General features: G+C 44.2%; 22 protein-coding genes. 13 read left to right on the top strand and 9 right to left on the bottom strand.

The features are described 5' to 3' along the window. From ENI34_04675 to ENI34_04660, 4 genes are all read left to right on the top strand, one after another. Positions 1-1,169, top strand: a 1,169-nt coding sequence (locus ENI34_04675; protein HEC78422.1) for a cysteine--tRNA ligase, incomplete at its 5' end; no start/stop codon positions are given. Beyond that, the gene (gene efp / locus ENI34_04670) at positions 1,166-1,723 is read left to right on the top strand and encodes an elongation factor P (GenBank protein HEC78421.1); all 558 of its coding nucleotides are present in this window, start codon (positions 1,166-1,168) and stop codon (positions 1,721-1,723) included. The genes ENI34_04675 and efp, both read left to right, overlap by 4 nt. Before the next feature lie 17 nt (positions 1,724-1,740). Then, on the top strand, positions 1,741-2,112 hold the full coding sequence (locus ENI34_04665; protein ID HEC78420.1) for a hypothetical protein: 372 nt from the start codon (positions 1,741-1,743) through the stop codon (positions 2,110-2,112). Positions 2,113-2,154: 42 nt separating this feature from the next. Then, complete coding sequence (locus ENI34_04660; GenBank protein ID HEC78419.1) at positions 2,155-4,026, top strand: ComEC family competence protein; 1,872 nt, start codon at positions 2,155-2,157, stop codon at positions 4,024-4,026. A gap of 39 nt (positions 4,027-4,065) precedes the next feature. On the opposite strand, the gene ENI34_04655 is transcribed toward ENI34_04660, so the two are convergent. Continuing rightward, a complete protein-coding gene (locus tag ENI34_04655; protein HEC78418.1) occupies positions 4,066-5,589 on the bottom strand; it encodes an aromatic amino acid lyase in 1,524 nt (507 codons plus the stop codon). Positions 5,590-5,743: 154 nt separating this feature from the next. Here ENI34_04655 and ENI34_04650 point away from each other — a divergent pair, with 154 nt between their 5' ends. From ENI34_04650 to ENI34_04640, 3 genes are all read left to right on the top strand, one after another. Beyond that, entirely contained in the window at positions 5,744-7,165 is a 1,422-nt protein-coding gene (locus ENI34_04650) for a flippase (GenBank protein ID HEC78417.1), read from the top strand. Between the two features lie 376 nt (positions 7,166-7,541). Then, positions 7,542-9,029: an aldehyde dehydrogenase family protein gene (locus tag ENI34_04645; GenBank protein HEC78416.1), complete on the top strand. Its 1,488-nt coding sequence runs from the start codon at positions 7,542-7,544 to the stop codon at positions 9,027-9,029. 30 nt (positions 9,030-9,059) lie between these two features. Next, entirely contained in the window at positions 9,060-10,391 is a 1,332-nt protein-coding gene (locus ENI34_04640; GenBank protein HEC78415.1) for an acetyl ornithine aminotransferase family protein, read from the top strand. 74 nt (positions 10,392-10,465) lie between these two features. On the opposite strand, the gene ENI34_04635 is transcribed toward ENI34_04640, so the two are convergent. The 8 genes from ENI34_04635 to ENI34_04600 form a co-directional block, all read right to left on the bottom strand. Then, entirely contained in the window at positions 10,466-10,984 is a 519-nt protein-coding gene (locus ENI34_04635; protein HEC78414.1) for a hypothetical protein, read from the bottom strand. 84 nt (positions 10,985-11,068) lie between these two features. Further along, on the bottom strand, positions 11,069-12,223 hold the full coding sequence (locus ENI34_04630) for a SpoIID/LytB domain-containing protein (GenBank protein HEC78413.1): 1,155 nt from the start codon (positions 12,221-12,223) through the stop codon (positions 11,069-11,071). Beyond that, positions 12,201-12,659 (bottom strand): hypothetical protein, encoded by a 459-nt coding sequence (locus ENI34_04625; GenBank protein ID HEC78412.1) that lies wholly within the window; start codon positions 12,657-12,659, stop codon positions 12,201-12,203. Before ENI34_04625 ends, ENI34_04630 begins: the two co-directional genes overlap by 23 nt. After that, a complete protein-coding gene (locus ENI34_04620; GenBank protein HEC78411.1) occupies positions 12,659-13,606 on the bottom strand; it encodes an AAA family ATPase in 948 nt (315 codons plus the stop codon). The genes ENI34_04625 and ENI34_04620 overlap by 1 nt, the downstream gene beginning before the upstream one ends. A 29-nt stretch (positions 13,607-13,635) precedes the next feature. Further along, positions 13,636-14,841 carry a GTPase HflX gene (gene hflX / locus ENI34_04615; protein ID HEC78410.1) on the bottom strand — a complete coding sequence of 402 codons (1,206 nt, stop codon included), beginning with the start codon at positions 14,839-14,841 and terminating at the stop codon, positions 13,636-13,638. After that, complete coding sequence (locus ENI34_04610; protein HEC78409.1) at positions 14,745-15,326, bottom strand: CDP-alcohol phosphatidyltransferase family protein; 582 nt, start codon at positions 15,324-15,326, stop codon at positions 14,745-14,747. Before ENI34_04610 ends, hflX begins: the two co-directional genes overlap by 97 nt. Further along, the gene (gene rsmI, locus ENI34_04605) at positions 15,313-15,984 is read right to left on the bottom strand and encodes a 16S rRNA (cytidine(1402)-2'-O)-methyltransferase (protein HEC78408.1); all 672 of its coding nucleotides are present in this window, start codon (positions 15,982-15,984) and stop codon (positions 15,313-15,315) included. Before rsmI ends, ENI34_04610 begins: the two co-directional genes overlap by 14 nt. Continuing rightward, the gene (locus ENI34_04600) at positions 15,984-16,934 is read right to left on the bottom strand and encodes a hypothetical protein (GenBank protein HEC78407.1); all 951 of its coding nucleotides are present in this window, start codon (positions 16,932-16,934) and stop codon (positions 15,984-15,986) included. Before ENI34_04600 ends, rsmI begins: the two co-directional genes overlap by 1 nt. A 271-nt stretch (positions 16,935-17,205) precedes the next feature. On the opposite strand from ENI34_04600, the gene ENI34_04595 reads away from it, so the two are divergent. The 6 genes from ENI34_04595 (at position 17,206) to ENI34_04570 (ending at position 24,733) form a co-directional block, all read left to right on the top strand. Beyond that, the gene (locus tag ENI34_04595) at positions 17,206-18,690 is read left to right on the top strand and encodes a T9SS type A sorting domain-containing protein (GenBank protein ID HEC78406.1); all 1,485 of its coding nucleotides are present in this window, start codon (positions 17,206-17,208) and stop codon (positions 18,688-18,690) included. Positions 18,691-18,740: 50 nt separating this feature from the next. After that, the gene (gene nifS, locus ENI34_04590) at positions 18,741-19,904 is read left to right on the top strand and encodes a cysteine desulfurase NifS (protein ID HEC78405.1); all 1,164 of its coding nucleotides are present in this window, start codon (positions 18,741-18,743) and stop codon (positions 19,902-19,904) included. A gap of 42 nt (positions 19,905-19,946) precedes the next feature. Continuing rightward, positions 19,947-20,978 carry a tRNA 2-thiouridine(34) synthase MnmA gene (mnmA, locus tag ENI34_04585; protein HEC78404.1) on the top strand — a complete coding sequence of 344 codons (1,032 nt, stop codon included), beginning with the start codon at positions 19,947-19,949 and terminating at the stop codon, positions 20,976-20,978. Positions 20,979-21,078: 100 nt separating this feature from the next. After that, positions 21,079-21,645 carry a TetR/AcrR family transcriptional regulator gene (locus tag ENI34_04580; protein HEC78403.1) on the top strand — a complete coding sequence of 189 codons (567 nt, stop codon included), beginning with the start codon at positions 21,079-21,081 and terminating at the stop codon, positions 21,643-21,645. A 77-nt stretch (positions 21,646-21,722) separates the two neighbouring features. Further along, complete coding sequence (locus ENI34_04575) at positions 21,723-23,984, top strand: RND family transporter (protein HEC78402.1); 2,262 nt, start codon at positions 21,723-21,725, stop codon at positions 23,982-23,984. Next, entirely contained in the window at positions 23,981-24,733 is a 753-nt protein-coding gene (locus tag ENI34_04570) for an outer membrane lipoprotein-sorting protein (GenBank protein HEC78401.1), read from the top strand. The genes ENI34_04575 and ENI34_04570 overlap by 4 nt, the downstream gene beginning before the upstream one ends. The last annotated feature ends 12 nt before the right edge of the window (positions 24,734-24,745 follow it).

The raw sequence follows: 24,745 nt of genomic DNA, 5'->3' as shown, positions 1-24,745 counted from the left end.
CGCTCAATATCAAACGTGCGGATTTCTATCCCAGGGCGTCCCAGCATATCGAAGAGATCATCGGCCTTGTTCAACGGCTGATTGATAAAGGGTTTGCTTATGAAAAAGGGGGAGATGTCTATTTCCGCGTACGACGGTTTTCAGAATACGGAAGATTATCAGGTAAGAGTATCGACGAATTGATCGCCGGCGCGAGGATTGAACCCACCGAGCATAAAGAAGACCCGTTGGATTTCGCCCTGTGGAAGGCGGCAAAACCGGACGAGCCGTACTGGTTCAGCCCCTGGAGTAAAGGACGGCCGGGTTGGCATATTGAATGTTCTGCAATGTCAATGCACTATCTCGGTGAAACTTTTGATATCCATATGGGAGGAGAAGACCTTATCTTTCCTCATCATGAGAATGAAATCGCCCAGTCTGTGGCTGCAACAGGTAAAGAATTCGCCCGGTTCTGGATACATAACGGATGGGTCACCCTCGGTGGTGAAAAGATGGCGAAGTCAACCGGCCATTATTTCCTTATCGAGGATCTCCTTAAGGAATACAATCCCAATGTCATTCGATTATATCTTTTAAAGACTCAGTATCGGAATCAACTTGAATTTTCAGAAGAGAGGTTGAAAGAGGCAAAAGCGGCGTATCTGAGAATTCAAACATATATTCAGGGATTTAATGATCTGCCTGACATTGATACCCCTTTGATGTTTGAGGAATTCAGCAAGGCGATGGATGATGATTTGAATACACCGAAGGCATTGGGTGTTATATATGATCTCATCACAAGAGGATACGAAGAAGGAGGTCACGACATCGGCGCCAGTGTGAGGCTCTACCTGGACATTCTGGGATTCAATCGGGAGAAAATAGAAGAGCCGTTTGCTGAGGTTATGCAGTTGTTCAGAGAGGTCTGTGCCAGGATCGAGAAGGAGAATCAAAGGGAACTTCTTGAACAGATCAAAGATGATTTTTGGGGTGGTCTGGATAAATTTCAGGGGCCGGACTTTGTCTTCCCCATGGTGGTGAATTTACTTTTAAAGATAAGGAATATATTCCGAAAAGAAAAGAAGTATGAATTTGCTGACTATATCAGAAAGCGTCTTGCAGAACACCATATTCAAATTCAGGATAAAGGAATGGAGATTACTACATATCGATTGGAGGCGAAATGATTCAGGCGACACAAATCCGAAGAGGGATGCTTATAAAGATAGAAGACGTCCCTTATGTCGTATTGAGTGTCACCCACATCACCCCTGGTAATAAACGGGGGATTATTCAAAGTACGCTGCGCAATCTACAGACCGGTCTGTCAACAGAGATGAGATTCCGTTCGAGCGATCGAGTGGAAGAAGCCGAAATTGAGCCGATAGAGATGGAGTATATCTATTTCGCTGACGGCCATTATTATTTTATGGATCTGGAGAGCTATGAGCAGATTCCTTTAAGTGAGGAACTTGTCGGTGATGCGGCGAAATTTCTGCAGGCAAACACCAAGGTCAAGGTCGAATTCTATGAAGGTAAGCCCTTCGGGATTGTCCTGCCGAAATATGTCGTTTTAAAAGTGATTGAGACCCAGGCTTATATCAAAGACGCGACTGCCCAGGCTCAATCAAAACCCGCGAAACTTGAAGGTGGTCATACCTGTCAGGTGCCGCCTTTTATTGAAGTGGGTGAACTCATTAAGGTTAATACAGAAACAGGTGAATATGTTGAAAGGGTATAAGTTAATAAGGAGGTAAGATGGCTGATGATATGCAAGAGGAGATTAAAAAAACAGCCGAAAAAATCCCTGGTTGCTCTTATGTGAGTCTTGTCGGTTATGACGGTATCACTGTCGCTCAACATATCATAGAGGCGAATTTCGATGTGAGCTTGTATGATGCGGAACTTTCCTCGATTATGCTGGCATCAAGAGAGGTCAGAAAAAGTTTAGACCTGGGTGCGGAGAAAGAACTTATCTGGCTTACGCAGAATTCCTTTTTTATCATCCACCCGATCGGTGATGATTTCTTTATTTACGCCTGTTTGAAATCAAGCGGTTCAAATCCGGGGGTGGCGAGAATTGAATTGAACAAAGTAAAAGAGGTGATCCGTAAAATAATTTACCCGTAAAAAACCAAGAGTAGAACCAGTTGTTTGTAGAAGGGGGGTAAGATAAAAAAAACAGGTATAGCGGTTCTTTGTGCGGTCGCCGCAGGCATTATTACTCAGCATATTATACCTTTTTCTCTCTTTTTGAATGTCATCTTTTGCATTGTCGCCGCACTCCTTTCCGTGTGGCGGCGCTGGTTTTTATATCTCCTTATTATTTTTCTATCGGCGATAAACACTTCTTTTCATACATCAATACCCTTGTCTCCGAATGACCGCAGTCTGGTTTTTGAAGGAACGGTAATCGGAGAAGAACCCCGCGAAGAGTATACAAAATTATCACTTGAACTGGACAATGTGATTGTTGATGATAAAAGAATCGGCTGCGGAGCCAGAGCTGAGCTGTTTGTTCCCGGCGGCGGTACATTTTTGGGGAAGAGGATTTTCGTCAAAGGGAAGATCAGGAATTCAAAGTATCAAAGGCACTCGTATCTGCTCGCCGGCACTATCGTGGGAGAGAAAAAAGGTAAAATTTTCTGGGGGGATGTTCTTTATTCAGTTCGAAAATACATTATAGGCACACTTGAAAATCTTTTGGACCAAGAATTCAGTGATCTCGGAATAGGTCTGCTCATCGGCGGCAGCGGTCGTTTGAAAAGAGAATTAAAGGAGGCGTTCAGCCGGGCCGGGGTTCTCCATCTTCTGGCCGTCTCCGGTCTGCACGTCGGCTTCGTGTGCGCCTTTACTGCTGTTTTTCTTTTTTTTATACCGTTTCCGCAACGGATTAAGTTCATTATAATGGCTTTGATCCTCCTGTTGTATATCGCCGTAACTGGATTCCGTCCGAGTGTCTGCCGCGCCGGAATGATGTTCCTGCTGTTCGGAGTGGCTCTACTGTATCAAAGGAATGTGGACGGGATGCACATCGTGAATATCACCGCGCTCATTTTTCTTCTTGTTAATCCTTTTCTTTTGTTCGATCCCGGCACCCAGCTTTCATTCGCGGCAGTATACGGCATTCTTTTTTTATATCCTAAATTTGATGAACGGTTTTTAAATAGGATAAACAACAGGAGAATATACAAATTTATTATATTACCGATGGTTGTTTCTTTTTCCGCTCAGATTTTCGTCGCGCCTTTTCTCATCTATTATTTCCATCGACTTCCAGTGTTCGCGGTCCTTTCCAATCTTATTGTTTTGCCGCTTGCTTCTGTGGTGATTTTTTTACTCTTCATCGCTCTGTTTACAGGGCTTTTTTACGCTGCCGGCGCCAGGCTCATAATGTTCCTCACGACGATTCCGCTTAAAGCACTGGTCGGTGTGACGAATTTCTTCACCCATCTTCCTTTTGCCGTCCTTACACTCTATGTTCCGCCGGTCTTTCTGATTTTATTCTATCTGCTCTTCAATATCCGAGTCAGAAAATATGCTGTTTTTTCGATCATCGGAATACTGTGCTTCGTCTCTCTTTTTTCTTTATCCGAACCGTTGAGTATCAGGACGATTTCTTCGGACATCCTGGTCACAACTCCTGCCGGTGAGAATATCCTGATTGAGCGGAAAAAGATCGGTTCTTTTTCAAACATTTTTTTAAAGGCGCATAATATCAGAAGAATAGATTATCTAATAGGATATGGTGACCGCGGTGTTGCGAAAAAAGGTTTTTTCCTTATGCCGGATGAACTGCATTATAAGTTTTTAAAATTTGATGAAACAACAGTGGAGATATCAGAAAAGATTTTTATTCGATACAAAGACGCCGAAGTGGTGTTGAATAAAAAATTCGAGAGTGATGATGGAACAAACGGCTTTTACATAATGACTGATGGTAAGAAGATTCGGCGGTTTAAAATTTCCGGTTTTCCTTCAATTGTCGAACAGATGATTACGGACATTGAATATTTTATCGCCAGGATCCAGATGGTTTTATAAATCTTTTTCAGCCACTTTTTCTCAAGAGACGTTGATTTTTCAACCGAGACTGCCTACGGTATTCTCCACCTCTTGCAGAATTTCACACGATTTGACCAGTTCTTTCATCTTTGTGTGGTCATTATGTAAAGGTCGGTCTTCATCAAGATGCTCGATATATTTACGGATGACTTTTTTAGCCGCCAGCACGCCTTTGCCCGGAGTTAGATCACGGAAGTCCAATGCCTGGGCTGCTCCCATGAATTCTATCCCCAGTATGCCGTAGGCGTTATCCAGGATCTGGGCGTTCTTGAGGACGGTGTTCATTCCCATGGAGACGAAATCTTCCTGGTCTGCGGCTGCGGGTATGGACATAATGGATGCAGGCATTGAGAGTATCCTCTGCTCGACGATCAATGTGTCAGCGGTGTATTGGCTCAGCATCATACCGGACATCATTCCCGCTCCTTTTGTAAGAAATGCCGGTAAACCGACGCTTAGAGCGGGATTGTTTAAACGATTAAAGCGCCGTTCAGAGAGGACACTGACCATTGTTACGGCTGCACCGACCATATCCATCGGTAATGAAATCGGGCTTCCCTGAAAATTGGCACCGGTGAGAGTCAACTTATATTCCGGGAAAAATACAGGGTTGTCTCCTACACCGTTCAATTCAATCTCCACCTGCTTTCGTGCATAGGCTACTGCATCGTGTGCAGCGCCGATCACCTGGGGAGATGAGCGCATTGAATATGCATCCTGGACTTTTACTTTAATTTTGCCGGAAAGCAGGTCACTGCCTTCGATGCATTTCATTATCGCCGTTGCGGATCTGACAGCGCCGGGAAATCCACGTGCTTTGTGCAGGCGTACATCATAGGGTTTCATATTTGCAAACAGCGCCTCCAGGGTCATGGCGCAGGCGATCTCGGCTTGTTTCAACCAGCGATTTATATCGTACAACTGCAGGGCACTGATTGCGGTGAGTAGATTCGAACCGTTGATCACGGCTAAACCATCCCGTGCCTTCAACCCGGGGATGGGGATTCCCGCCCGTTCCATCGCCGTTTTGCCGGGCAGCCTTTCGCCGTTGTAGTATGCTTCGCCTTCACCCAGCAGGAGTAAAGCAATCTGTGACATCGGAGCGAGGTCACCCGAGGCGCCGACTGACCCTTTTTGACAGACGACCGGTGTTACACCTTTATTCAACATCTCGACAAGAGTCATTGCGATTTCGGGTCGACAACCCGATTTACCCTTGGCAAGAACATTTATCCTGCCCGCCATGGCGCCTCTTACATGTTCGATCGGAGCGGGGTCGCCTATGCCTGCCGCGTGATTATATATAAGATATCTCTGGAACTGTTTGGTCTGTTCCTCGGTCAATATCACTTCAGAGAATTCACCGATGCCGGTGTTGACGCCGTACATAATTTCACGTGCTTCTATTTTATCCTCCAGCATCTTACGGCATTCTTTTATCCGCTCTATTGCTTCCGGGGTAAGTTCGACCTTTTCTTTATGCCGGGCAATTCTTACAACTTTTTCAATGGTTAAACTGCTTCCATCAAGTTTAATCGCCATAAAGACTCCTTTTTAATGAATACCCTATACAGCCAAACAAATTCTCAGATAAATATTTTGACAAAAGTAATAATAATCAACTATACCGAAAAGTCAACTGTTTTGTGCTAAAGGGTTGACCTTTTTGATTTATCTGATATACTGGAACTGTAGAATGGCGAAACTTTCCAGAAATATCGGTTCCTTGTTTTTGAGTGATATCGTCAGTCGAGGATTCGGTTTCATCGTAACGGTCTATCTCGCAAGGGTGCTTACGATCAGAGGATTCGGGTTGATCAGTTACGGGCTGGCTTTTTTGACATACGCCCTCTTGTTTGTGAATCCCGGCTTGACGACGATCGGCGCCCGCGAAATAGCAAAGAACCACTCGAATAAAAAACTTGTAGAAGAAATCATCGGTTTGAAGATGACCATCGGTTTCGTTGTTTTCGTCGTTTTTGCAGTCGGACTTATTTTAATTCCCGGAGACCCGCTTACGAAGAAAATAATTTTCATCTACCTCTTTTCACTGTTTCCGTTCACTATTCTTCTGGAATTCGTTTTTCAGGGCACTCAAGATATGGAGTATATCGCGGCGTCGCGGTTCATTCATTATCTCGTTTATTTCGTGTTCATCTTTCTTCTGGTCAAAGGAAGCGGCGATGTTGCAAAAGTACCCATTTCTTATTTCCTCGGTTACGGTTTGGGAACAGGATTTCTGCTGATTGTTTTTTCGAACAGGTACGGTCTATTGCGGCTCCGTTTTGCCCGGCGGCGCTGGTATGATCTTTTAAGAATTTCAATTCCTGTCGGGCTTGCAACGATATTCAATCAACTCCTGCTGAATTTCCCTCCTGTTATCCTCGGGATTTTTCACTGTAAAGAAGAGGTTGCACTCTTCAGCGCCGCTTTCAAGATTATATTGATGTTCCTGATAATCGAAAGGGTCTTTTATTTCGTATTTTTTCCTATTTTCTCCAGGCAGTACAGAAGCGAACCGACAAAGCTGAAGAGCAGTTTCATGTTCATTTCAAAATTGCTCTTCGCCGTCACCATACCGATTGCAGCGGGAGGGATTCTTTTGTCTCATGAGATGATAGGTTTTATATACGGTGTAAAGTTTGCTGACGCCGCGCCGGTTCTTCAACTTCTTCTGTTGTATTTTATCGTAACTCCTCTAAATACGATCTTCGGTTACGGCCTGGTGGCGGTGGACGAACAGAGGAAATTTCTGAAAGTGATTTTCATTACTTCTTTAATAAATTTATTTCTTATTGTAGTACTCGGTATTTATTTCAAAGCACAGGGGGCAGCCGCTGCGATCTTTGTGAGTGAACTGTTGGGTGTTATCCTCATGAATCGGGAATTGAAGAAGAAGATAGCGTTCAATACCCTCAAGGCGGCGGTCAAACCGGCGACGGCGGCTTTGTTCATGGCGGCTCTTTTATACTGGTTGCAGAATATTCACTTTCTGCTTCGGATTCCGGTGGGTGCTTTTGGATATCTAATTATAATGTTGTTGATTAAAGGTTTTTCCCGCAGCGAATACAGAAAAATGAAAGCCGTTTTCGGCGAGGAGAGGAAAGAGATAACATAATTACCATTTTGAAAGCTGACTCCTCTCCACTTTTTTCTTTTTTATTTAAAGACCCTTTTTCTCCGTCATTCTTTCGTTACACTCAGGACAACGTCTGAGTTTGTCTTCTTTCTCTGTCATTCTGAGTGAAACGAAGAATTTTTATCAGTCATTAGTCATTGAGATTCTTCAGTCGTCTGCTTGGGGCAGACTCCTTCAGAATGACAAAAGAGCGGGCGGAGGGATGATAAAAAAGTGGAGAGGACCCAGTTTTGAAAGTCGTTGACTTACTCTGAAAAATAGCTATAATGGTACTCAAGACCGGAGAGAAGAAGAGAAGAAATCGGCTGAGTGCGTTCTATGTAATATCTTATAGAATTCATAAAAAGGAGGCTTTATGAAAACATATAAAAATTTTATTAATGGTAAATTAGTCGATTCCAGTTCAGGCAGGACATTTGAGAATCGGAATCCAGCCAATTGGGATGAGGTTATCGGTCTATTTCCTAAATCCAATGTGGAAGATCTTAATATGGCAGTTGAAGCGGCGAAGAAGGCATATAAAAAATGGCGTGCCGTACCCTGGCCCAAGCGTTCTGAAATCATGCGGCGTGTTGCTGAAAAGATGATCGAAAAGAAAGAAGAACTTTCTCAGCTTATGACCCGTGAAATGGGCAAGGTGATCAAAGAGACACGCGGCGACACTCAGGAAGGAATCGATACGGCACTCTACGCTTCGGTTCAGGGAAGGAAATACTTCGGGTATACATTACCTTCGGAATTATCAGATAAATCCTGCATCACAAAGCGTGAGCCGATGGGGGTTTGGGGGTTGATTACGCCCTGGAATTTCCCTATTGCGATACCATCCTGGAAGATTTTTCCCTGCATCCTGAGTGGAAATACCGCGGTGATCAAACCTGCGACATATACGCCGGCGTGTGTCGGAGAACTTGCTGAGATTTTACAGGAAGCAGGTGTTCCCGATGGTGTACTCAATGTGGTTTACGGTGGTGGTGGTGAAATCGGAGAGGCTCTTTTGAATCATAAAGAGATCGTGGGAATTTCTTTTACCGGATCTTCGGAGATCGGCAGGAGAATCGGTGAGGTATGCGGCAAGACATTAAAGCGATGTTCACTTGAACTGGGCGGTAAGAACGGTCAGGTTGTATTACAGGATGCGGATTTAGAACTCGCCCTTGAAGGTGTCTTATGGGGTGCTTTTGGTACTACAGGACAGCGCTGCACCGCGACGTCCCGATTGATCCTTGAAGAGCCGATCTATGATAAATTCATAGAGATGTTGAAACATAAAGCAGAGTCTTTGAAACTAGGCAACGGTTTGAATGAAGAGGTTGATGTCGGTCCGGTGGTCAGTGAGTCTCAGCGTGACAGTATTCACTCTTATGTCGAAATTGGCAAGAAAGAGGGAGCAAAACTTATTACCGGAGGTGAGAGCTATAACGAGGGAGAGTGCGCCAAAGGCTGGTTTTATAAACCGACGATCTTCATCGACGTCCTGCCCACAATGAGGATAGCACAGGAAGAAATATTCGGTCCTGTACTTTCGGTAATCAAAGCAAAGAATTTCGAAAATGCCATGGAGATACTCAACGGAACTGTTTATGGTCTGTCATCGAGCATATATACCAATGATTTAAGAAAGGCGCACAAGGCGATTGAGCTCGCGGAAACCGGAATTGTGTATATTAATGCGCCGACAATAGGTGCGGAGTGCCATCTGCCGTTCGGCGGCATGAAGAACACGGGTAACGGCCATCGGGAAGGCGGCTGGACAGCTTATGAGATATTCACTGAAATAAAATCAATCTATATCGACTATTCAGGAACACTGCAGAAGGCACAGATCGACACCTGGGATTAGTTTGAAGGAAAGACGGAGAGAAAAAATAATATGAAGAGACCTAAAATAAAGACCAAATTACCCGGTCCAAAAGCAAAAGATGTGCTACGTCGAGACAGCAGGTACGTATCGCCGTCTTATACGCGGGGTTACCCGCTCGTCATTGAGCGTGGGGACGGAGTCTGGGTTACTGATGTGGACGGTAATCTTTTTCTTGATTTCACATCAGGCATCGGAGTTCTTGCTTCAGGTCACGGTAATCCGTTGATAACCGAGGTCATCAAGAAACAGGCGGAAAAGTTTATCCATATGTCAGGCACTGACTTTTATTATTCTGTTCAAACCGCCCTGGCGGAAAAACTTGCCGAGATAGTTCCCGGAGCCAAGAATAAAAAAGTCTTTTTCTGTAACTCGGGTGCCGAGGCGGTCGAGTGTGCGATGAAGCTCACCCGTTATCATACCAGAAGGCCCAGATACGTTGCTTTCACCGGTGCTTTTCACGGCAGGACCTTCGGCGCTTTATCCCTGACCTGTTCAAAATCAATCCAGAGAAAATTCTTTGCTCCGCTGTTGCCGGAAGTGACTCATATTCCTTATGCCTATTGTTTTCGGTGTCCTTTTCACTCCAAGTATCCTTCCTGTAATCTGGAGTGTGTAAAATATATAGAAGATGTCGTTTTCAAAAAAATCATACCAGCCGAAGAAGTCGCCGCCCTCTTTCTTGAACCGATTCAGGGAGAAGGAGGATATATCGTGCCGCCGGGTGGATTCATCCCGGCCATAAGAAAACTGTGCAGGAAATACGATATTCTCCTCGTCGATGACGAGGTGCAGGCGGGTATGGGCAGGACAGGCCGGATGTTTGCTATCGAGCACTTCAACACCAAAGCGGATGTTTATTGTATTGCTAAAGGAATCGCCTCAGGACTGCCACTCGGCGCCTGTGTGGCGAATGCCGGGATTATGGACTGGCAGCCCGGGTCCCACGGTTCCACTTTCGGCGGAAACCCTGTTTCCTGCGCAGCGGCGTTGAAGACGATCGAACTTTTGGAGAACGGTTTGATTGAGAACGCACACCGCATCGGTTTGCTTGCAATGCAGCGGCTTAAAGAATTGGAAAAAAGATATGATTTCATCGGTGAGGTGCGCGGCAAAGGACTGATGATCGGCATAGAACTTGTCGCTGATAAAGATACCAGAACCCCGGTTACAGATAAGCGTAATGCAGTTGTCTATGAGGCGTTCAAACAGGGATTGCTGCTGTTGGGAGCGGGTGAATCAGCGGTCAGGTTGATTCCGTCCCTGGTTATTAATGAGGATGAGATGCAGACGGGTCTGGATATCCTGGAGAAGGCATTAAAGAAGATGTTTCATGCCGCTTAGACCTTTCCAAAAATAAAAAGGGCTGCTTCAAGCAGCCCTTTAATTTTTATCTTTCCTTTTTCTGATGAATTTTTTTAGTGAATTTGTTCAGGAACGATTGCACCTGTTGAGTCAGGCCACATGTAGAATCCGAACCATGCGGTTACAGTATCAGTTCTGCTTCCCCAATATTCATCCACAAAGACAAAATGTAATCTTGCTTCAGCTGATTGACCAGCATCAAGATGATACCACACCGGCGCCAGGGGTAATTGTAGATTATAGATATAGAAGGTGTCGGAACAACTTTCTTCATCGACTTTACCTTCGATTTTCAGATAGAGCGCCATTTCTTCTGGACCATAGAAGATATTGTTTCCTTCATCGTAATATTCCCAGATTACTTTTGTTAAATAGCAGTCCACTGAGTTCTCCGGGACAAAGTTTATCTGTTCAATGGTTGCGGCAACTACCGTATCACCATCTGAGGTATACCAGCCTATTGGATTCATATAGGTTATTTCTACATCGGGGTATAATTCAGTCGACTCCTTTGCATAGTCACATGCAACAAAAAGCACTATGATTCCTAAAAGTACCAGAAACTTCTTCATCATTCCTCCTTTTTCATATTTTAACAATTTTATTCAATATTTTTTATTTGTCAAGAGGTAATTTGAAAGGATACTGAGTAGCTATTATCTTATCTTGATGATCTTCGTTCCCGGAAAGTAGTGATAGAGTATTTCCCGGTAAGTTTTTCCTTGTTCAGCCATTTCAAGGGCACCGAATTGGCACATCCCCACGCCGTGACCGAATCCCTTTCCTTCGATTATTATACTGTCTCCTCTGCTCTTCAATTCTATGAAATTTGATTTTAATAAACCGCCGGGATCATGATCATCTCCGAAAACCCGTCGGATTTCATATCCCGGAATGGTATATTTGTTTTTTTCTGTAAGGATAATCATTCTCTTTACACGTTTACTTCTCTTGTTCTTCACAAAGAGCAGTTTCTTGATCAATTCGTCATCCGGAATGTCCCTGCTGATCTTTTTCAGCCCGTTTCTCAGGTGAATGAAAAACTCTTTCCTGGTGAATATTTTTTGCCAGGCATAATGGGGACTTTTTTTGCAGTATGGGCATTTTACACTTTGCAGATAAGGCGGAGGTGTACCGGGCCAGGCATCATTGAAGTCCGCGGTTCTTCCGCCGCATGTCGAATGATATTTCGCCTCAATGGGCCTGTTGTGATATACCAGAATTTGTCCTTTTGTTTGTTCCACCGCAAGGGTGGTGAAATCGCTTTCACAAGAAATTCCGTTGTAGACCTGGTCCTGGACCGTCGCGTAGAGATCGAATCCCAGTTCCTCATGCTGTCCAAGATGTGCATAGGCATAGGTTCGCGCCGCCACAGCCTGTGCCTTTGCCGCTTCAATCGTTTTACTGAAGATCTTTCCTATCTCACAGGGAACAACTCCTTTTAGATAATCTTCAATATTTACGATATTCCTCACCCAGAGTTTACCGCCTATTTCTTCGACTTCAACTGCACCTCGATATCTTTTGCCATTGACCACGACCGCGTCGTCTCCGGCGGAAAAATAGAGCGGCAGTTTACTGTTTGGAAATACAGTGTAGTTTTTACAGAATCTTTTTCCTTTGAACCCGCTGATCCGGACACTGTCCGCTCTACATACAACAGCTATTCTTACCAGAACATTTTTTCTTATACTTTTGAGATATGGAAAGCAGTTCACTGCGGCTGTCATGATGATCACCGAAGCGGCGAGCCCTATCTTTTTGATATATTTTTTCTGGGAGTTCAAATTAAAGCCCACCGATGATTTCATCGACTTTTTTCTTCATATTTTTATAATGGCTTCCTTTCCAGTAGACCTTTCGGCATTGAGGGCATTGCGCGAATTCTTTGAAGTTTTTATAGGTAAAGTAAGGAATTTTGTCTTTAACTGTTTCTTTGTCGACAACCTGCAGTCTGCAGTTGCATTCGATACATCGGCTGAACAATTTAATTTCGTTCCGCAGAGAATAATATATAAGGATATTTTTCAATTGGACCGCAGGATCGGTTGATTCCAGAAAGTGTACTCCATTTTTATTTTTCAAAAGGGTGTTTTTTGTCAATACTATCCGATTATCTCTTTTTGCCTCAATTATTATCGACCTGCCTCTGTTGGAGTACGCCGTGTCGATTCCGCACATCCTCATCAATTTACATAATTTCCCGAGCATCCCGTCACAGATGAATCTTTTGCCGTAATCGTCCATCAAGGCAGTTTTGAAAAGATTGAAAAGAGATGGAGCAGTTGATTGGGATTATGCTCCAGGGCGTTGATGCTGTTGTTCAACATCAGCAATGTTTCTATAATGGTTTTCACGGAAAGACTCTCTGCTTTTTTCTTGATTATCTTTTCATAGGGGGTGTTGAGCGACAGATTGAATTTCCTGTAGAGGACAAGACGATAGAAAAGAAGCAGAGGATAGAGTAAGTCTATAATTTTCTTTCCTTCGTATTCCCTCGCCGCCGCCGCGGCTGTTTTCTCACTCAAAGGTGTTTTTTTCAGAATCGAGAAGGCGTAGTCAATGGAATCGTTCAGCTGAAGAGCGAGAATTTCTCCGGGACTGCCGAGCAGAAAATTATCTTCTTCGCCGAAGATGATGTTTTTTATCTGTTCGTTGCTCAGATAGCCGAAAGGTATCTTTCTGCAGCGTGAGCGGATCGTCGGCAGTAAAAAATTAGGGCGCGACGATGTTAAAATAAAGAAGGTATCAAGGGGTGGTTCCTCCAGGGTTTTTAAAAAACAGTTTGCCGCGGCATCAGTCATTTTATCCGCTTCAAGAATCAGAACGACCCGCCTGGAGCCTTTTTGAGGCATATGCATCAGTTTCATGATGAGATTGCGTATCTGTTCAATGAGTATCGCCGCACGGTCTTCAAATTCCACTACGGGATTTTCCGGCAGGTAACGATTTGTGTATTCCTGAATTTTTTCTTCTTTATTTTTTATTTTCGAAGGAATGGGAACGATCAGGGTGAAACCAGGAGAGCCGGGTGGACAGTGGAGGATCTTCGCAAGTGCGAAACCGAAAACCCGTTTGCCCACACCTCTGGGCCCGGTAAAGAGAAAATTATATAAGTTATCTTTTTTAACGGCGGTGGAGACGAATCTTTTGGCGGTGTCCTGTCCTATAATTTCATCAAAACGGTTGTTCACGACTTATTATAACAGAAAATCATCAGGGGTCAAGTGGTCCTGAAAAAATAGTTTTTCAGATAGTCCTTTAAAGGGGTGAGACCCAGCCCTTCTTTTGCCGAGACGAAGAAAGCATTCGGGTATTTCTGTTTGAAGCGTTCTTTTTCTTCTTCAAATAATCGATCGATTTTGTTCAACACCACGACCTTCGGTGTTCTATGAGAACCGAGTTTTTCCAGCACGTCGTCGACCGTTGCGATTTTTGCATCAATATCTTCAGCCGTCGAATCGACGACATGGATGAGAATGTCGGCTTCAAGCACTTCCGCCAGTGTGGCATGGAACGACGCGATGAGATTATGCGGAAGATTTTTCAGAAAACCCACAGTATCGCTTATCAACATCTTGTATTTCGGGGGGACGAAAAGGATTGAAGTATTGGAGTCAAGGGTTGAGAAGAGATGTTCGGAAATTTTCAACTTCGCCTTGGTCAGGGCGTTGACAAGGGACGATTTTCCGGCGTTGGTATAACCCACCACCGCGATCTTCGGCAGGCCTTTCCGCCCCTTGCGCTGGATCTTTTTGATTCTTTCAATCTTCTTCAGGGCGTTTTTCAATGTTGAAATACGTTGTTGAATTCTCCGTCGGTCCACTTCCAGCTTCTTCTCACCGGGCCCTCGTGTTCCAATCCCTCCTCCCAATCTTGAATATTCGAGCCCCATTCCGACAAGACGCGGCAGACGGTATTCCAGCTGGGCTAATTCCACCTGTAATTTTGCTTCTTTGGTGCGGGCGTGTTTGGCGAAGATATCAAGAATCAACATCGTTCTGTCGATTATGCGGACTCCGGTGATGTTTTCAATGTTTCTTATCTGCGCTGCAGTCAATTCAATATCGAAGATGATTAAATCGATGTCGAAGTTATTGCTGATGTGCGCCAGTTCTTTTACTTTTCCGATGCCGATTAAAGTGGCGGGGTCAAAGCGTTTTTTGATCTGGATAAAACTTTCAATTATTTTCCCACCTGCGGTGAGCGTGAGATTGGCGAGTTCTTCGAGTGATTGAATGACGCGCCACCGTTCTTTTTGGGATTTGGCTACTCCTACAAGCAGAATCCTTTCTTTTGTGATATCTTTCTGAACAGAAATCTGTTTCGCTCTCAATTCTTTAAAGACTGTTTTCTGGTGAAGATGATTCTCTGTATCATTGTTTGCGCGGTTCCGAAGGTGAGAATCACCAATACATATATCATAAATTGATCTCCCAGTACCGAGCCGATGATCAAGAGCAGAAACCGGATGAACCGTTCAAAGATACCCACCTGAGGTGAGATTCCGAGTCCTTCACCGCGTGCCCTGGTATAACTGACCATCATGGAACCGAACATCGCGAGGAATACCCAGAAGAGAACATACGGTTCACGGTTATAGTAATAACAGAACAAGCCGAGATAGACTATGAATTCATTTATGCGGTCCACTGTCGAATCCAAAAATCCGCCGAGTTTTGTCACCTTTTTTGTTTGACGAGCGATTTCTCCGTCAAACGTGTCGAATATACCGCAGAGAAAGAGAAAGACGGCTCCGGCCCAGAAGATGCCCCGTCGGTAAAAGATGAAAGCAACCACCGCCCAGATAAGACTGACTGCCGTGATCACATTGGGATGGATCTTCAATTTTATGAGCGTTCTTACAATCGGTTTCACGAAAAATCTTCGTCCCAGGTCTTTAATCTTTCCCATTGCTTCCTTCAAGGACAATCGTGTATTCGCCTTTCGGCTTTTTGATGTTCTTCAGGACATTACTTATCTTTCCGTGGTGAACTTTTTCGTGGTATTTTGTCAATTCATGGCACAGCGCAATACGGCGGTCACCCATTGTTTCTAATATTTCTTTCAATAATTTCTTCACGCGAGTTGGTGATTCAAATAAAATAATAGTCCTTTTTTCAGCCTTTAATGCAGCTAATGCTTTTGCCCGACGGCCGGGTTTTTTCGGTAAAAATCCTTCAAAGACAAAGTTGTGAACCGGTAAGCCTGATACGCTCAAGGATGTGATAATCGCTGAAGGACCCGGTATCGGAATTACCCTTATGTTGTTCGCCAGGGACTCTCTGACAAGGAGATAGCCGGGGTCAGAAAGCAGAGGCGTACCGGCATTACAGATCAGGGCGATGTCGTTGCCTTCTTTTAATAAATTAATTAGCTCAGGCAATCTTCTTTTTTCATTCTGTTCATAATAAGAAATAAGTTTTTTGTGAATGTTGTATTTTTTTAGTAAAATACTGGCTCGTCGGGTGTCTTCACAGGCGATAAATTCCACTTCACTGAGGATTTTAACAGCCCGGAAAGTGATGTCGTCAAGATTGCCGATCGGCGTTGCCACGATAAAAAGGGGCATTAAAGCTTTATCTTGGTGTAGTTAAAAAAGTTCAATGATTTTAATGCGAAACGGTAGTCATTCAAAACCTTTTTTGCTATCACTTCACTTTCTTTACCCAGAAATGTAGAGAAAGATTCATAGATAAGGTCGAACCAGCGTGCCATCCCCTGGGCAAAAAGTTTTGGTTCGACGACCAATTTTCCTTTGAGTTTTAAATCCTTTTCGAGCTTGAATTGCTCGATGAACGGAAATTCTTTCTGCGCCGTGGCTTTTGAAATCATAAAAGTTTTTAATACAAGTGTTTCACCGATGGGGTGAGCATAGTTCTTCAGTAATGAAGAGAAGATCTTACAGAACATCTCGACCTGAGCAGGGGTCGCCTGGGTTATGGAGGTATCTTCAACATGATCGAATATAGAAAGTTTAATATTGGGCTTCATCAGGAATGTGATGACGTCATTGTCTTTCAGTTTTTTATTGCTGCCGGCGACATAGCATCCAGTGACCTTGCCGGTGTCAAAATGGATAAAGGATTCTTCGACCCCTGCTTTTATCCAGATAAAACCCGAGAATTTTGTAGTCTTGAGTTTGTCTATGAATATCTTGGGCTGGAGGTGTGTGAAATCAACATTCGCCTTTATCGGTTCGAGAACGATCGAGGAGATGATCAGATTCACAAGAAGTTCATCGGTTGCATACTCAGAGAGGATGCCGGACGTCGCTTTTTTCGCCTTTTCGATGACTTCACTTATCGGTATTATTTTTCGTTCCTTTTGAGTCACTCTTGCGGCATTGAACGGCTCTCCCTGTTTCAGAAAGATCAGTTCCACTGCGTCAGGATAGATAATGGAGATATAACCGGAAATCCGGTGCGCTCGTTCTCTCTTCGAGGCACTGAGAACATTGTCGAGATTGATGAATTCCAAACGCGTGTTCTCTAAGATCACTCTCCCTTTGGGAAATTTCATGGTATATAGTATCATAAATTTTAAAAATGTCAAGGGGTGCTTGACGACCGATGTTAAAGCTGATCCCTCTCCCGCTCTTTTGTCATTCTGAAGGAGTTTGCCCCAAGCAGACGACTGAAGAATCTCAATGACTAATGACTGATAAAGATTCTTCGTTTCACTCAGAATGACAGAGAAAGAAGGTAAACTCAGACGTTGTCCTGAGTGTAACGAAGGAATGACGGAGAAGAAGAGTCTTTAAATAAAAACGAAAAAAGTGGAGAGGAATCAGATGTTAAAGAACTTGACTAATATCGTATTTTTTCTTATAATTAATCAAGGAGGTAATATGAATTCAAAAATCGTTTGTGGAATTTTTTTTACGGCTTTAATGATGGTTCTGTTTGCACAACCCGAGGTATACATTGAGCGGGATGATGTTCCTTTTGTGATCGGACAGTGGGCGAGATATGATCAGAATACGGATATCTTTCAGTGGGAGCCTTTTGATACAACACGACTGTGGTGGGATTTGACCGATTATCCGGGCGGCAACACGGCACGCGTTCACCTTCTGGCACCGAACCAGGGAATTCCACCGGCACCGGATACCTTTCCTGATGCGAAGATTGTGGAGCTCGACACAATGGGTTCCGGCGAGGTGGTCTGGTCTTATTTATCAGATACCACTTACTTTTTTTATGTCCAAGGAATCGATATGGAACAGGGGGGTTTTAGATTTATCGGCAATTATCGGCCCGATTACAACTGTTATGTCTATCCCATTTATGACGGTGCAAGTTGGCTGACCGCCTGGACCTGGACCTATGAAGTTTATCCCGGGTTACCGTATTCTGCAAATGAGACACATCACAAACGGGTTGTGGCGATGGGCAAAGTGAAGGTACCTTTCAGCGGCGATCAATTCTGGCCCTGTCTTGTAATTCAGGATTCCATGGGTTTCAGTGACAACTTCGGTTCCCAGGAGATCCGCTGGATTTATGAATGGGTGGTACCGGGAAGATTCGGCGGCGGTAATGGTGTTGCCGCAGCCCAGAGCACCAACGGAGCAAATCAAAACTTCGTACTCGTTGAAAATTTCTTTAAACTGACCGACCTGTATGTGCCGGGCTGGGACTTACGCTGTCCTGATTTCAGCAATACGACAATCTGGCCCGACACCACCTTTGCAGGCCCTTTTATCGTGAGTTCCATAATCACCGATTCCACGGGTATCGGAGCAGACTCTCTGTTCTATAATATTGACGGCGGACAATTCATCGGTGTCGCACACGATAGTGTTGTTGACAGCCTTTACTATTATACGATTCCCCAGGTGGCTCAGACCTGCACACTCGGTTATTTTATCTGGGCAGAGGATTCTTTCAGTGTGGCGAACGGAGTTGATATCTGGAATACGGATCCTATTTGTGCTCCTGAGAGCACCTATTACCGGTTCACGGTTACCACGGGAATAGATGAGTCACCAGAAGAGTACGGTGTCAAAGGAATTCTGGACTGTTATCCCAATCCATTTCACACGCGACTCAATATTTCTTGTTCTCTACCACCGGGTGGGATAAATCATGACGTGGCTGTTTTTGATCCTTCAGGTCGGTTGGTTAAAGAGTTTTCTATCCCGGTCGGCAACCGGTCAATTGATCTATCCTGGGATGGTACTGATTTCAATGAGATTGCTTTGCCGAACGGCGTTTATTTTGTAGAATTAAAGACTGATAAAGAAAAGATCGTCGTTCCGGTTGTTCTGATCAGATAATAATGTTATAGGATTAACATTTTTTTCAGTTAAAAGAGGAGCATAAAACCATGAAAAGAATATATCTTGATTATGCCGCAACGACTCCGACGCATCCTGATGTTTTAGAGGCAATGCAGGAGTATTTCTCTGAAAGATTCGGCAATGCATCGAGTCTCCATTCGATCGGACAGGATGCCAGAAAGACAGTGGAAAAGGCACGCATCACGGTGGCAAAGACCATAGGAGCCAAACCCGAAGAGGTGATTTTCACTTCCGGCGGAACTGAATCCGATAACCTTGCTGTCAAAGGAGTCGCCTTCGCACTCAGAGATCAAGGTAATCATATCATCACCTCGAAGATCGAGCACCATGCCGTTCTTGAGCCCTGCCATTTTCTTGAGAAACTTGGATTTGATATTACCTTTTTGCCGGTTGATAAATATGGGATGGTCGACCCCGACGATGTGAAAAAAGCGATTACAGATAAAACCATTCTTGTTTCAATCATGCATGCGAACAATGAAATCGGAACCATCGAGCCCATTAAAGAGATCAGCGCCGTATGCAGGAGTAAAGGTGTTTATCTGCATACTGATGCGGTTCAATCATATGGTTCCGTGGAGATCGATGTGGAACAGCTGGGGGTGGATTTACTTTCAATCTCCGCCCACAAATTCTACGGTCCCAAGGGGGTGGGAGCGATATATATTCGAAAAGGAACAAGAATAACGCCTTTGATACACGGGGGAGGTCAGGAATATAAGAAGCGCGCTTCCACGCATAATCTTCCCGGAATTGTGGGACTTGCCACAGCTGCACAGCTTGCAACCACGGAACGCGAAGAGAGGGTGAAGGAATACACTTCTCTGCGCGATAGATTATTGAATTTAATCTTAAACAGAATAGATGATGTAAAGTTGAACGGCCATCCGGAAAAGCGGTTGCCCAATAACTGCCACCTCATAATAAAATATGTGGAAGGAGAATCAATGCTCTTGAAGCTCGATGCAGTGGGTATCGAGGTCGCTACGGGTTCGGCATGCTCTTCAGGTTCATTGGAGCCGTCCCATGTTCTGCTGGCGATCGGCATCTCTCCAGAAGACGCCCATGGTTCTCTGCGATTGACTGTGGGGCGGTTCACGACTGAACAAGAGATCGATTATGTCGCTGAGGAACTTCCCCGAATTGTTAAAGAGCTTCGGAAGATTTCTCCGATGGGTAAGAACAAATAGACCGGTGGTATTCGGTCTGACTTAACGCCCGACTTCGCGTTTATGGAAAGAGTGCTTGTCGCTTTAAGTGGAGGAGTTGATTCGTCGGTCGCGGCGGCTCTCCTAAAGAGACGGGGATATGAAGTCGGTGGTGCGATCATGGTTTTTGAGGGAATTCCCTGTGAGACCGTAGGCAGGGCGCGGGCAGTCGCTCAACATCTCAACATCCCTTTTTATGTGTTTGATTTCACGGTCGAATTTCAAAGAAAGATCATAAACAATTTCATAAAAGAGTATAAGAACGGCAGGACACCCAATCCCTGTGTACTCTGTAATGAATACATCAAATTTAATCTCTTTCTGAAAGAGGCGAAGAGAATCGGGTTTACAAAGATTGCGACAGGCCACTATGCACGGATAGTGAAAGAAGACGGACGTTATCTTTTGAAAAAAGGGAGAGGTAGAAATGAACAGTCATATTTTCTGTATCGGCTCAAGCAAAGACAGTTGTCAGAGACTGTTTTGCCCCTTGCCTTTTACACTAAGAAAAAGGTGAGAAAGATCGCCGGCGATCTCGGGCTGCCGTCACAGCAGAGCAAGAAGAGTCATGATATCTGTTTTATTCCGGGGCAGAAATACGGTGTTTATCTGAAAAAAGTGTTATCGGAAAAGCGCGGTCCTATTCTCAACAAGCAAGGTGACCTGCTCGGTTATCATCGGGGTACGATCTTCTACACCTATGGCCAGCGTCGGGGTATCGGTGTCAGTGGTCCATATCCGTATTTTGTCGTGGGAATCGATGCAAAGAAGAATATCCTTGTTATCGGAACGAAGAAAGAGGCATACAGTTCTGAGTTGATTGTCAGTGATTTAAATTTTATTCCATTCGACCGTTTGAAGAAAAGATTGCAGGTGAACGTCAAAGTACGCTATGTCTCGAGAGCTGCCGGAGCGGTGATTGAACCCCTGGAAAAGAAACGGGTGCAGGTATTCTTTAACCGACGCCAATGGGCACCGGCGCCTGGACAATCAGCGGTCTTTTATCAGGACGGCTTTGTCCTCGGCGGCGGAATTATCGAGAAGGTCATTAGTTGAAAGTTACCCCTTGACAAAGTGGATTTTTCCCTTATAATGCCAATATGGAACATTGGACGAAATTGGTCGAAAAGTCTAAAAGATTGCGGTGGAGAGTTCGATGAAGAATGTAAAAGAGAAGATTATTGACGCCGCCAGGTCGATCTTTGCCCGCTACGGATTCAAAAAGACGACCATGGACGATATTGCACATGCTGCCCATAAGGCGAAGAGCTCACTCTACCATTATTTCAAGAGCAAACAAGAAGTCTTTCAGGCGGTCGTGGAAAAAGAGGTGAAGATATTAAAGAAGGAATTAAACGACGCCCTGGATAAGGCGGAGACGCCGCAGGGAAAGTTGCGTGCTTATGTCGTTACGCGAATGGTCGCCTTTAAAAGACTGGCGAATTTTTACAACTCTTTCAAAGACGAATACCTTGAGCAGTATGCATTTATCCAGAGATTACGCAGAAATTATGACCGATATGAGATTGATATGATAAAAAAAATATTGCGTCTGGGAGTCAACCAGGGTATCTTTTCAATAAAGGATCTTGAACTTACGGCTTTCGCCATTGTGACTGCGATGAAGGGACTGGAGTATCACTGGGCGTTTGAAGAAGATATCAAAGAGCTTGAGGAAAAAGCGGATAGTTTACTTGAAATTCTGTTCTATGGAATTATATGATAATCCAGTTATAAAATTTTTTTGTCTGTTATCGACCAAAAAACGAATTTGGTCTATTGGTCTAAAGGATTTAAATAATGAAGTATATCGTTGATTTTGTTATCAAATACAACAAATGGGTGATCGTCGTGACTCTTTGCGTCACCGCGGTCTTTGGATATTTTTTGAAAGATATCCGAATTAATCCGGATATTACCAGTTACCTGCCTGAAGACGAAGAAGTAGTCAGGTTGTTTAATTATGTCGGTGAAGAGTACGGTGGAAATCTTTTGGCTATGGTCGTTATCGAGACCGATGATCTTTTCAATCGGGAAACGATCAAACAGATCAGTGAATTGACGTCGGAGCTTCTATTGCTCGACGGCGTATCATCGGTCACCAGTTTGAGTAATATCCTGGATATCCGGGCGGGTGATGAAGGGATAGAGATAAGGCCCTTGATTGATGAGTACGATTTACCGACAACTGTTGAGGAGTTGAAAAGATTGAAGAAATATGTTCTTTCAAAAAATATCTATCGGGGGTCGCTCGTCTCTGATGATGCACAGGCAACTTTGATTGTCTGCAGGCTTCAGGGCGATGCGGATGAGGTTGAGACAGCGCGGGCGATAAAAGAAGTGGTGAGAGAGAAGGAATTGAAAGAAAAGATCTATTTCGGCGGTTTACCGTTCTTAATGCTCGATATAAACAATATCGTTGTCAAAGATCTGCTCTTTCTTCTGCCGCTCGTCGGCCTTTTAATAATCTTTGCTCTCTTTATAAGTTTTCGTACCGTAAGAGGGGTGGTGTTTCCTCTTATTTCGGTCCTGATGAGCTGTGTCTGGACCATTGGTTTGATGTCTCTGCTCAAGATTCCCCTTACCATTATAACCAACATCATTCCGATCATCCTTTTCGCTGTGGGCAGTGCATACAGTATCCACGTAATCAGCAAACTCAGTGAGCAGGACCAGATTTCGGGTGTCACCCCAGAAGATTATTATAAAGAAAGACTCAAGAGCGTGATTCTTCCTGTTGCACTTGCTGCATCAACGACAATCATCGGTTTTCTTTCTTTTATCCTTGGTTCTTATTTAAATATGATCAAGGAATTCGGCATTTTCGCCGGTGTCGGTATTTTTTCTTCTTTTATTATTTCGGTGACGTTTATTCCGGCTGCCCTTTCGGTGTTGAAAAGATCAGACGCCGCGGGACATTTGAAGGATGAAAAGCAGAAATTACTTATCCGGAAAAACAGATTGACTGAAATGATTATAAAAAGACCTCTGCCATTTATCCTCTTCGGGATTATTTTCGTTGTTGCTTCACTGTTCGGGATACCGCGGATACAGAGAGAAGTCGACCTGCTCGATTATTTCAAGAAAGGAACCGCGATCCGGTCGAGCGAGGAGGTCATAAAACAGAAGTTCGGCGGGTCGATGCCCATCCAGATCCTTGTCAAAGGTGAGATTCAATCTCCTGAAGTGTTGAAGGCGATGAAGGAGATGGAAAGATTTCTTGATGCCCAGGATGGAGTACACAACATTCAATCCGTGGCGGATTTAATCGAGGAGATGAGTTATGTCATCGGTGAAGGAAGAAAGATCCCCGACACCAGGGCGAAGGTGACCAACCTTTGGTTTCTTCTTGAGGGTGAGGAGATAATGGCGCAGCTCGTCGATCCTGAATATACCGAAGCCGTGATTCAAGCGACACTCGGCAGCGGTCTTGAGATACATAAGGTCAAAAGATTGGTCGAGGCACTCGACGGTTATATCAAAGAAAAAAACAGTCCGTTTTGTTCTTTTGAGCAGACCGGTATGCCCCTGGTGCACCTTAAACTTGATGAGAGCATCAGGAAGAGCCAGCTCCAAAGTTTGGCCATCGCCGCTATTTCAATATTCATTCTTCTGTTGTTTTTACTTCGATCTCTCAGCGGAGGACTGATCGGTCTTATTCCGATCGGATTTTCTCTTTCCGTGGTATTCGGCGCCATGGGATATTTCAATATCCCTCTTGATATCGCGACGGTGCTCGTCGGCAGCATCTGTATCGGAATAGGTGTTGATTATTCCATACATTTTTTGGCACGCTACCGACTCGAATTCCGTAAGAAAAAAGAAGTCAACGCCGCCGTGCTCAAAACTCTGCAGACCACGGGGAAGGCGATCGTCATAAACGTCTTAACAGTAACAATCGGTTTTCTGGTTCTGCTTTTTGCAAATCTCATCCCCCTGCAGAGATTCGGAGTGCTCATCGCCGTTACAATGCTCGGTTCAGGATTCGGCGCCGTTGTTATTATCCCTGCGGTGATCGTCCTGAGCCGGATTCATTTCATCAAAGAAAGGAGAGAAAGATGAAAAGAAGATTGATACTGGGATTTCTATGGATTTTTTTGATAAATCCCTTTAATTACATCCGGGCGGATGTTGAAACGCCTTCCGCCGTGGAAATTCTCAAGAAAGTTGATGATACATTATTCAGCCCTAAGGATCAGAAGCTTTTGATGAAGTTGCTCCTTATTGATAAAGACGGGAATGAAAAAACGCGTTCCATCCGCATCTATCAAAAAGGAAGCGAAAAACGTCTGGCGAAATTTCTTTCTCCGGCAGACCAGAAGGGAATCGCCTTTTTGTCTCTGCCGGACGGAGTTATGTACTTATATCTTCCCGCCTATGAAAAGGTAAGGCGGATTGCTTCTCATGTGAGAAATAATAAATTCGCCGGGACTGATTTCACCTATGAGGATATGGAGGCGGGGCGGTATACCGAGAAATGGAATCCTGAATTGGTAGAGAACAACGGAGAGTCATTTGTTCTGCAGCTTTTGCCGAAAGAGGGGACAGAAACCAAATATTCGAAATTGAAGATCTGGGTTGATCCTGACAATTTCTTCGTGACGAGAATCGAATATTACGACAAAAAAGGCAGTTTAAGAAAGATTATGACACGGACCAAGATAAAACAGATCAAAGGATATTGGGTCGCCGAAGAATCCGAGATGTATGATCTGAAAGCGAAGCACAAAACCAGAATGATCCTGGAAGAGGTGGAATTCGACACGGAGTTGAAGGATGATCTCTTTACGGAAAGATATTTAATGCGTTGATTTTTTCATAAT

The sequence above is a fragment of the candidate division WOR-3 bacterium genome (assembly GCA_011052815.1).
Lineage (GTDB): Bacteria > Hydrothermota > Tepidihabitantia > SM23-42 > SM23-42 > DRIG01.
This window is presented reverse-complemented; position numbering and strand designations above follow the sequence as displayed.

What these genes read in the sequence shown, in the direction of transcription:
- efp (HEC78421.1), top strand. Translation starts at nt 1,166, where the DNA reads ATGATTCAGGCGACACAAATCCGAAGAGGGATGCTTATAAAGATAGAA.
- ENI34_04665 (HEC78420.1), top strand. Translation starts at nt 1,741, where the DNA reads ATGGCTGATGATATGCAAGAGGAGATTAAAAAAACAGCCGAAAAAATC.
- ENI34_04655 (HEC78418.1), bottom strand. Translation starts at nt 5,589, where the DNA reads ATGGCGATTAAACTTGATGGAAGCAGTTTAACCATTGAAAAAGTTGTA.
- ENI34_04650 (HEC78417.1), top strand. Translation starts at nt 5,744, where the DNA reads ATGGCGAAACTTTCCAGAAATATCGGTTCCTTGTTTTTGAGTGATATC.
- ENI34_04645 (HEC78416.1), top strand. Translation starts at nt 7,542, where the DNA reads ATGAAAACATATAAAAATTTTATTAATGGTAAATTAGTCGATTCCAGT.
- ENI34_04640 (HEC78415.1), top strand. Translation starts at nt 9,060, where the DNA reads ATGAAGAGACCTAAAATAAAGACCAAATTACCCGGTCCAAAAGCAAAA.
- ENI34_04635 (HEC78414.1), bottom strand. Translation starts at nt 10,984, where the DNA reads ATGAAGAAGTTTCTGGTACTTTTAGGAATCATAGTGCTTTTTGTTGCA.
- ENI34_04630 (HEC78413.1), bottom strand. Translation starts at nt 12,223, where the DNA reads ATGAAATCATCGGTGGGCTTTAATTTGAACTCCCAGAAAAAATATATC.
- ENI34_04625 (HEC78412.1), bottom strand. Translation starts at nt 12,659, where the DNA reads ATGGACGATTACGGCAAAAGATTCATCTGTGACGGGATGCTCGGGAAA.
- ENI34_04610 (HEC78409.1), bottom strand. Translation starts at nt 15,326, where the DNA reads ATGGGAAAGATTAAAGACCTGGGACGAAGATTTTTCGTGAAACCGATT.
- rsmI (HEC78408.1), bottom strand. Translation starts at nt 15,984, where the DNA reads ATGCCCCTTTTTATCGTGGCAACGCCGATCGGCAATCTTGACGACATC.
- ENI34_04600 (HEC78407.1), bottom strand. Translation starts at nt 16,934, where the DNA reads ATGAAATTTCCCAAAGGGAGAGTGATCTTAGAGAACACGCGTTTGGAA.
- ENI34_04595 (HEC78406.1), top strand. Translation starts at nt 17,206, where the DNA reads ATGTTAAAGAACTTGACTAATATCGTATTTTTTCTTATAATTAATCAA.
- nifS (HEC78405.1), top strand. Translation starts at nt 18,741, where the DNA reads ATGAAAAGAATATATCTTGATTATGCCGCAACGACTCCGACGCATCCT.
- mnmA (HEC78404.1), top strand. Translation starts at nt 19,947, where the DNA reads ATGGAAAGAGTGCTTGTCGCTTTAAGTGGAGGAGTTGATTCGTCGGTC.
- ENI34_04580 (HEC78403.1), top strand. Translation starts at nt 21,079, where the DNA reads ATGAAGAATGTAAAAGAGAAGATTATTGACGCCGCCAGGTCGATCTTT.
- ENI34_04575 (HEC78402.1), top strand. Translation starts at nt 21,723, where the DNA reads ATGAAGTATATCGTTGATTTTGTTATCAAATACAACAAATGGGTGATC.
- ENI34_04570 (HEC78401.1), top strand. Translation starts at nt 23,981, where the DNA reads ATGAAAAGAAGATTGATACTGGGATTTCTATGGATTTTTTTGATAAAT.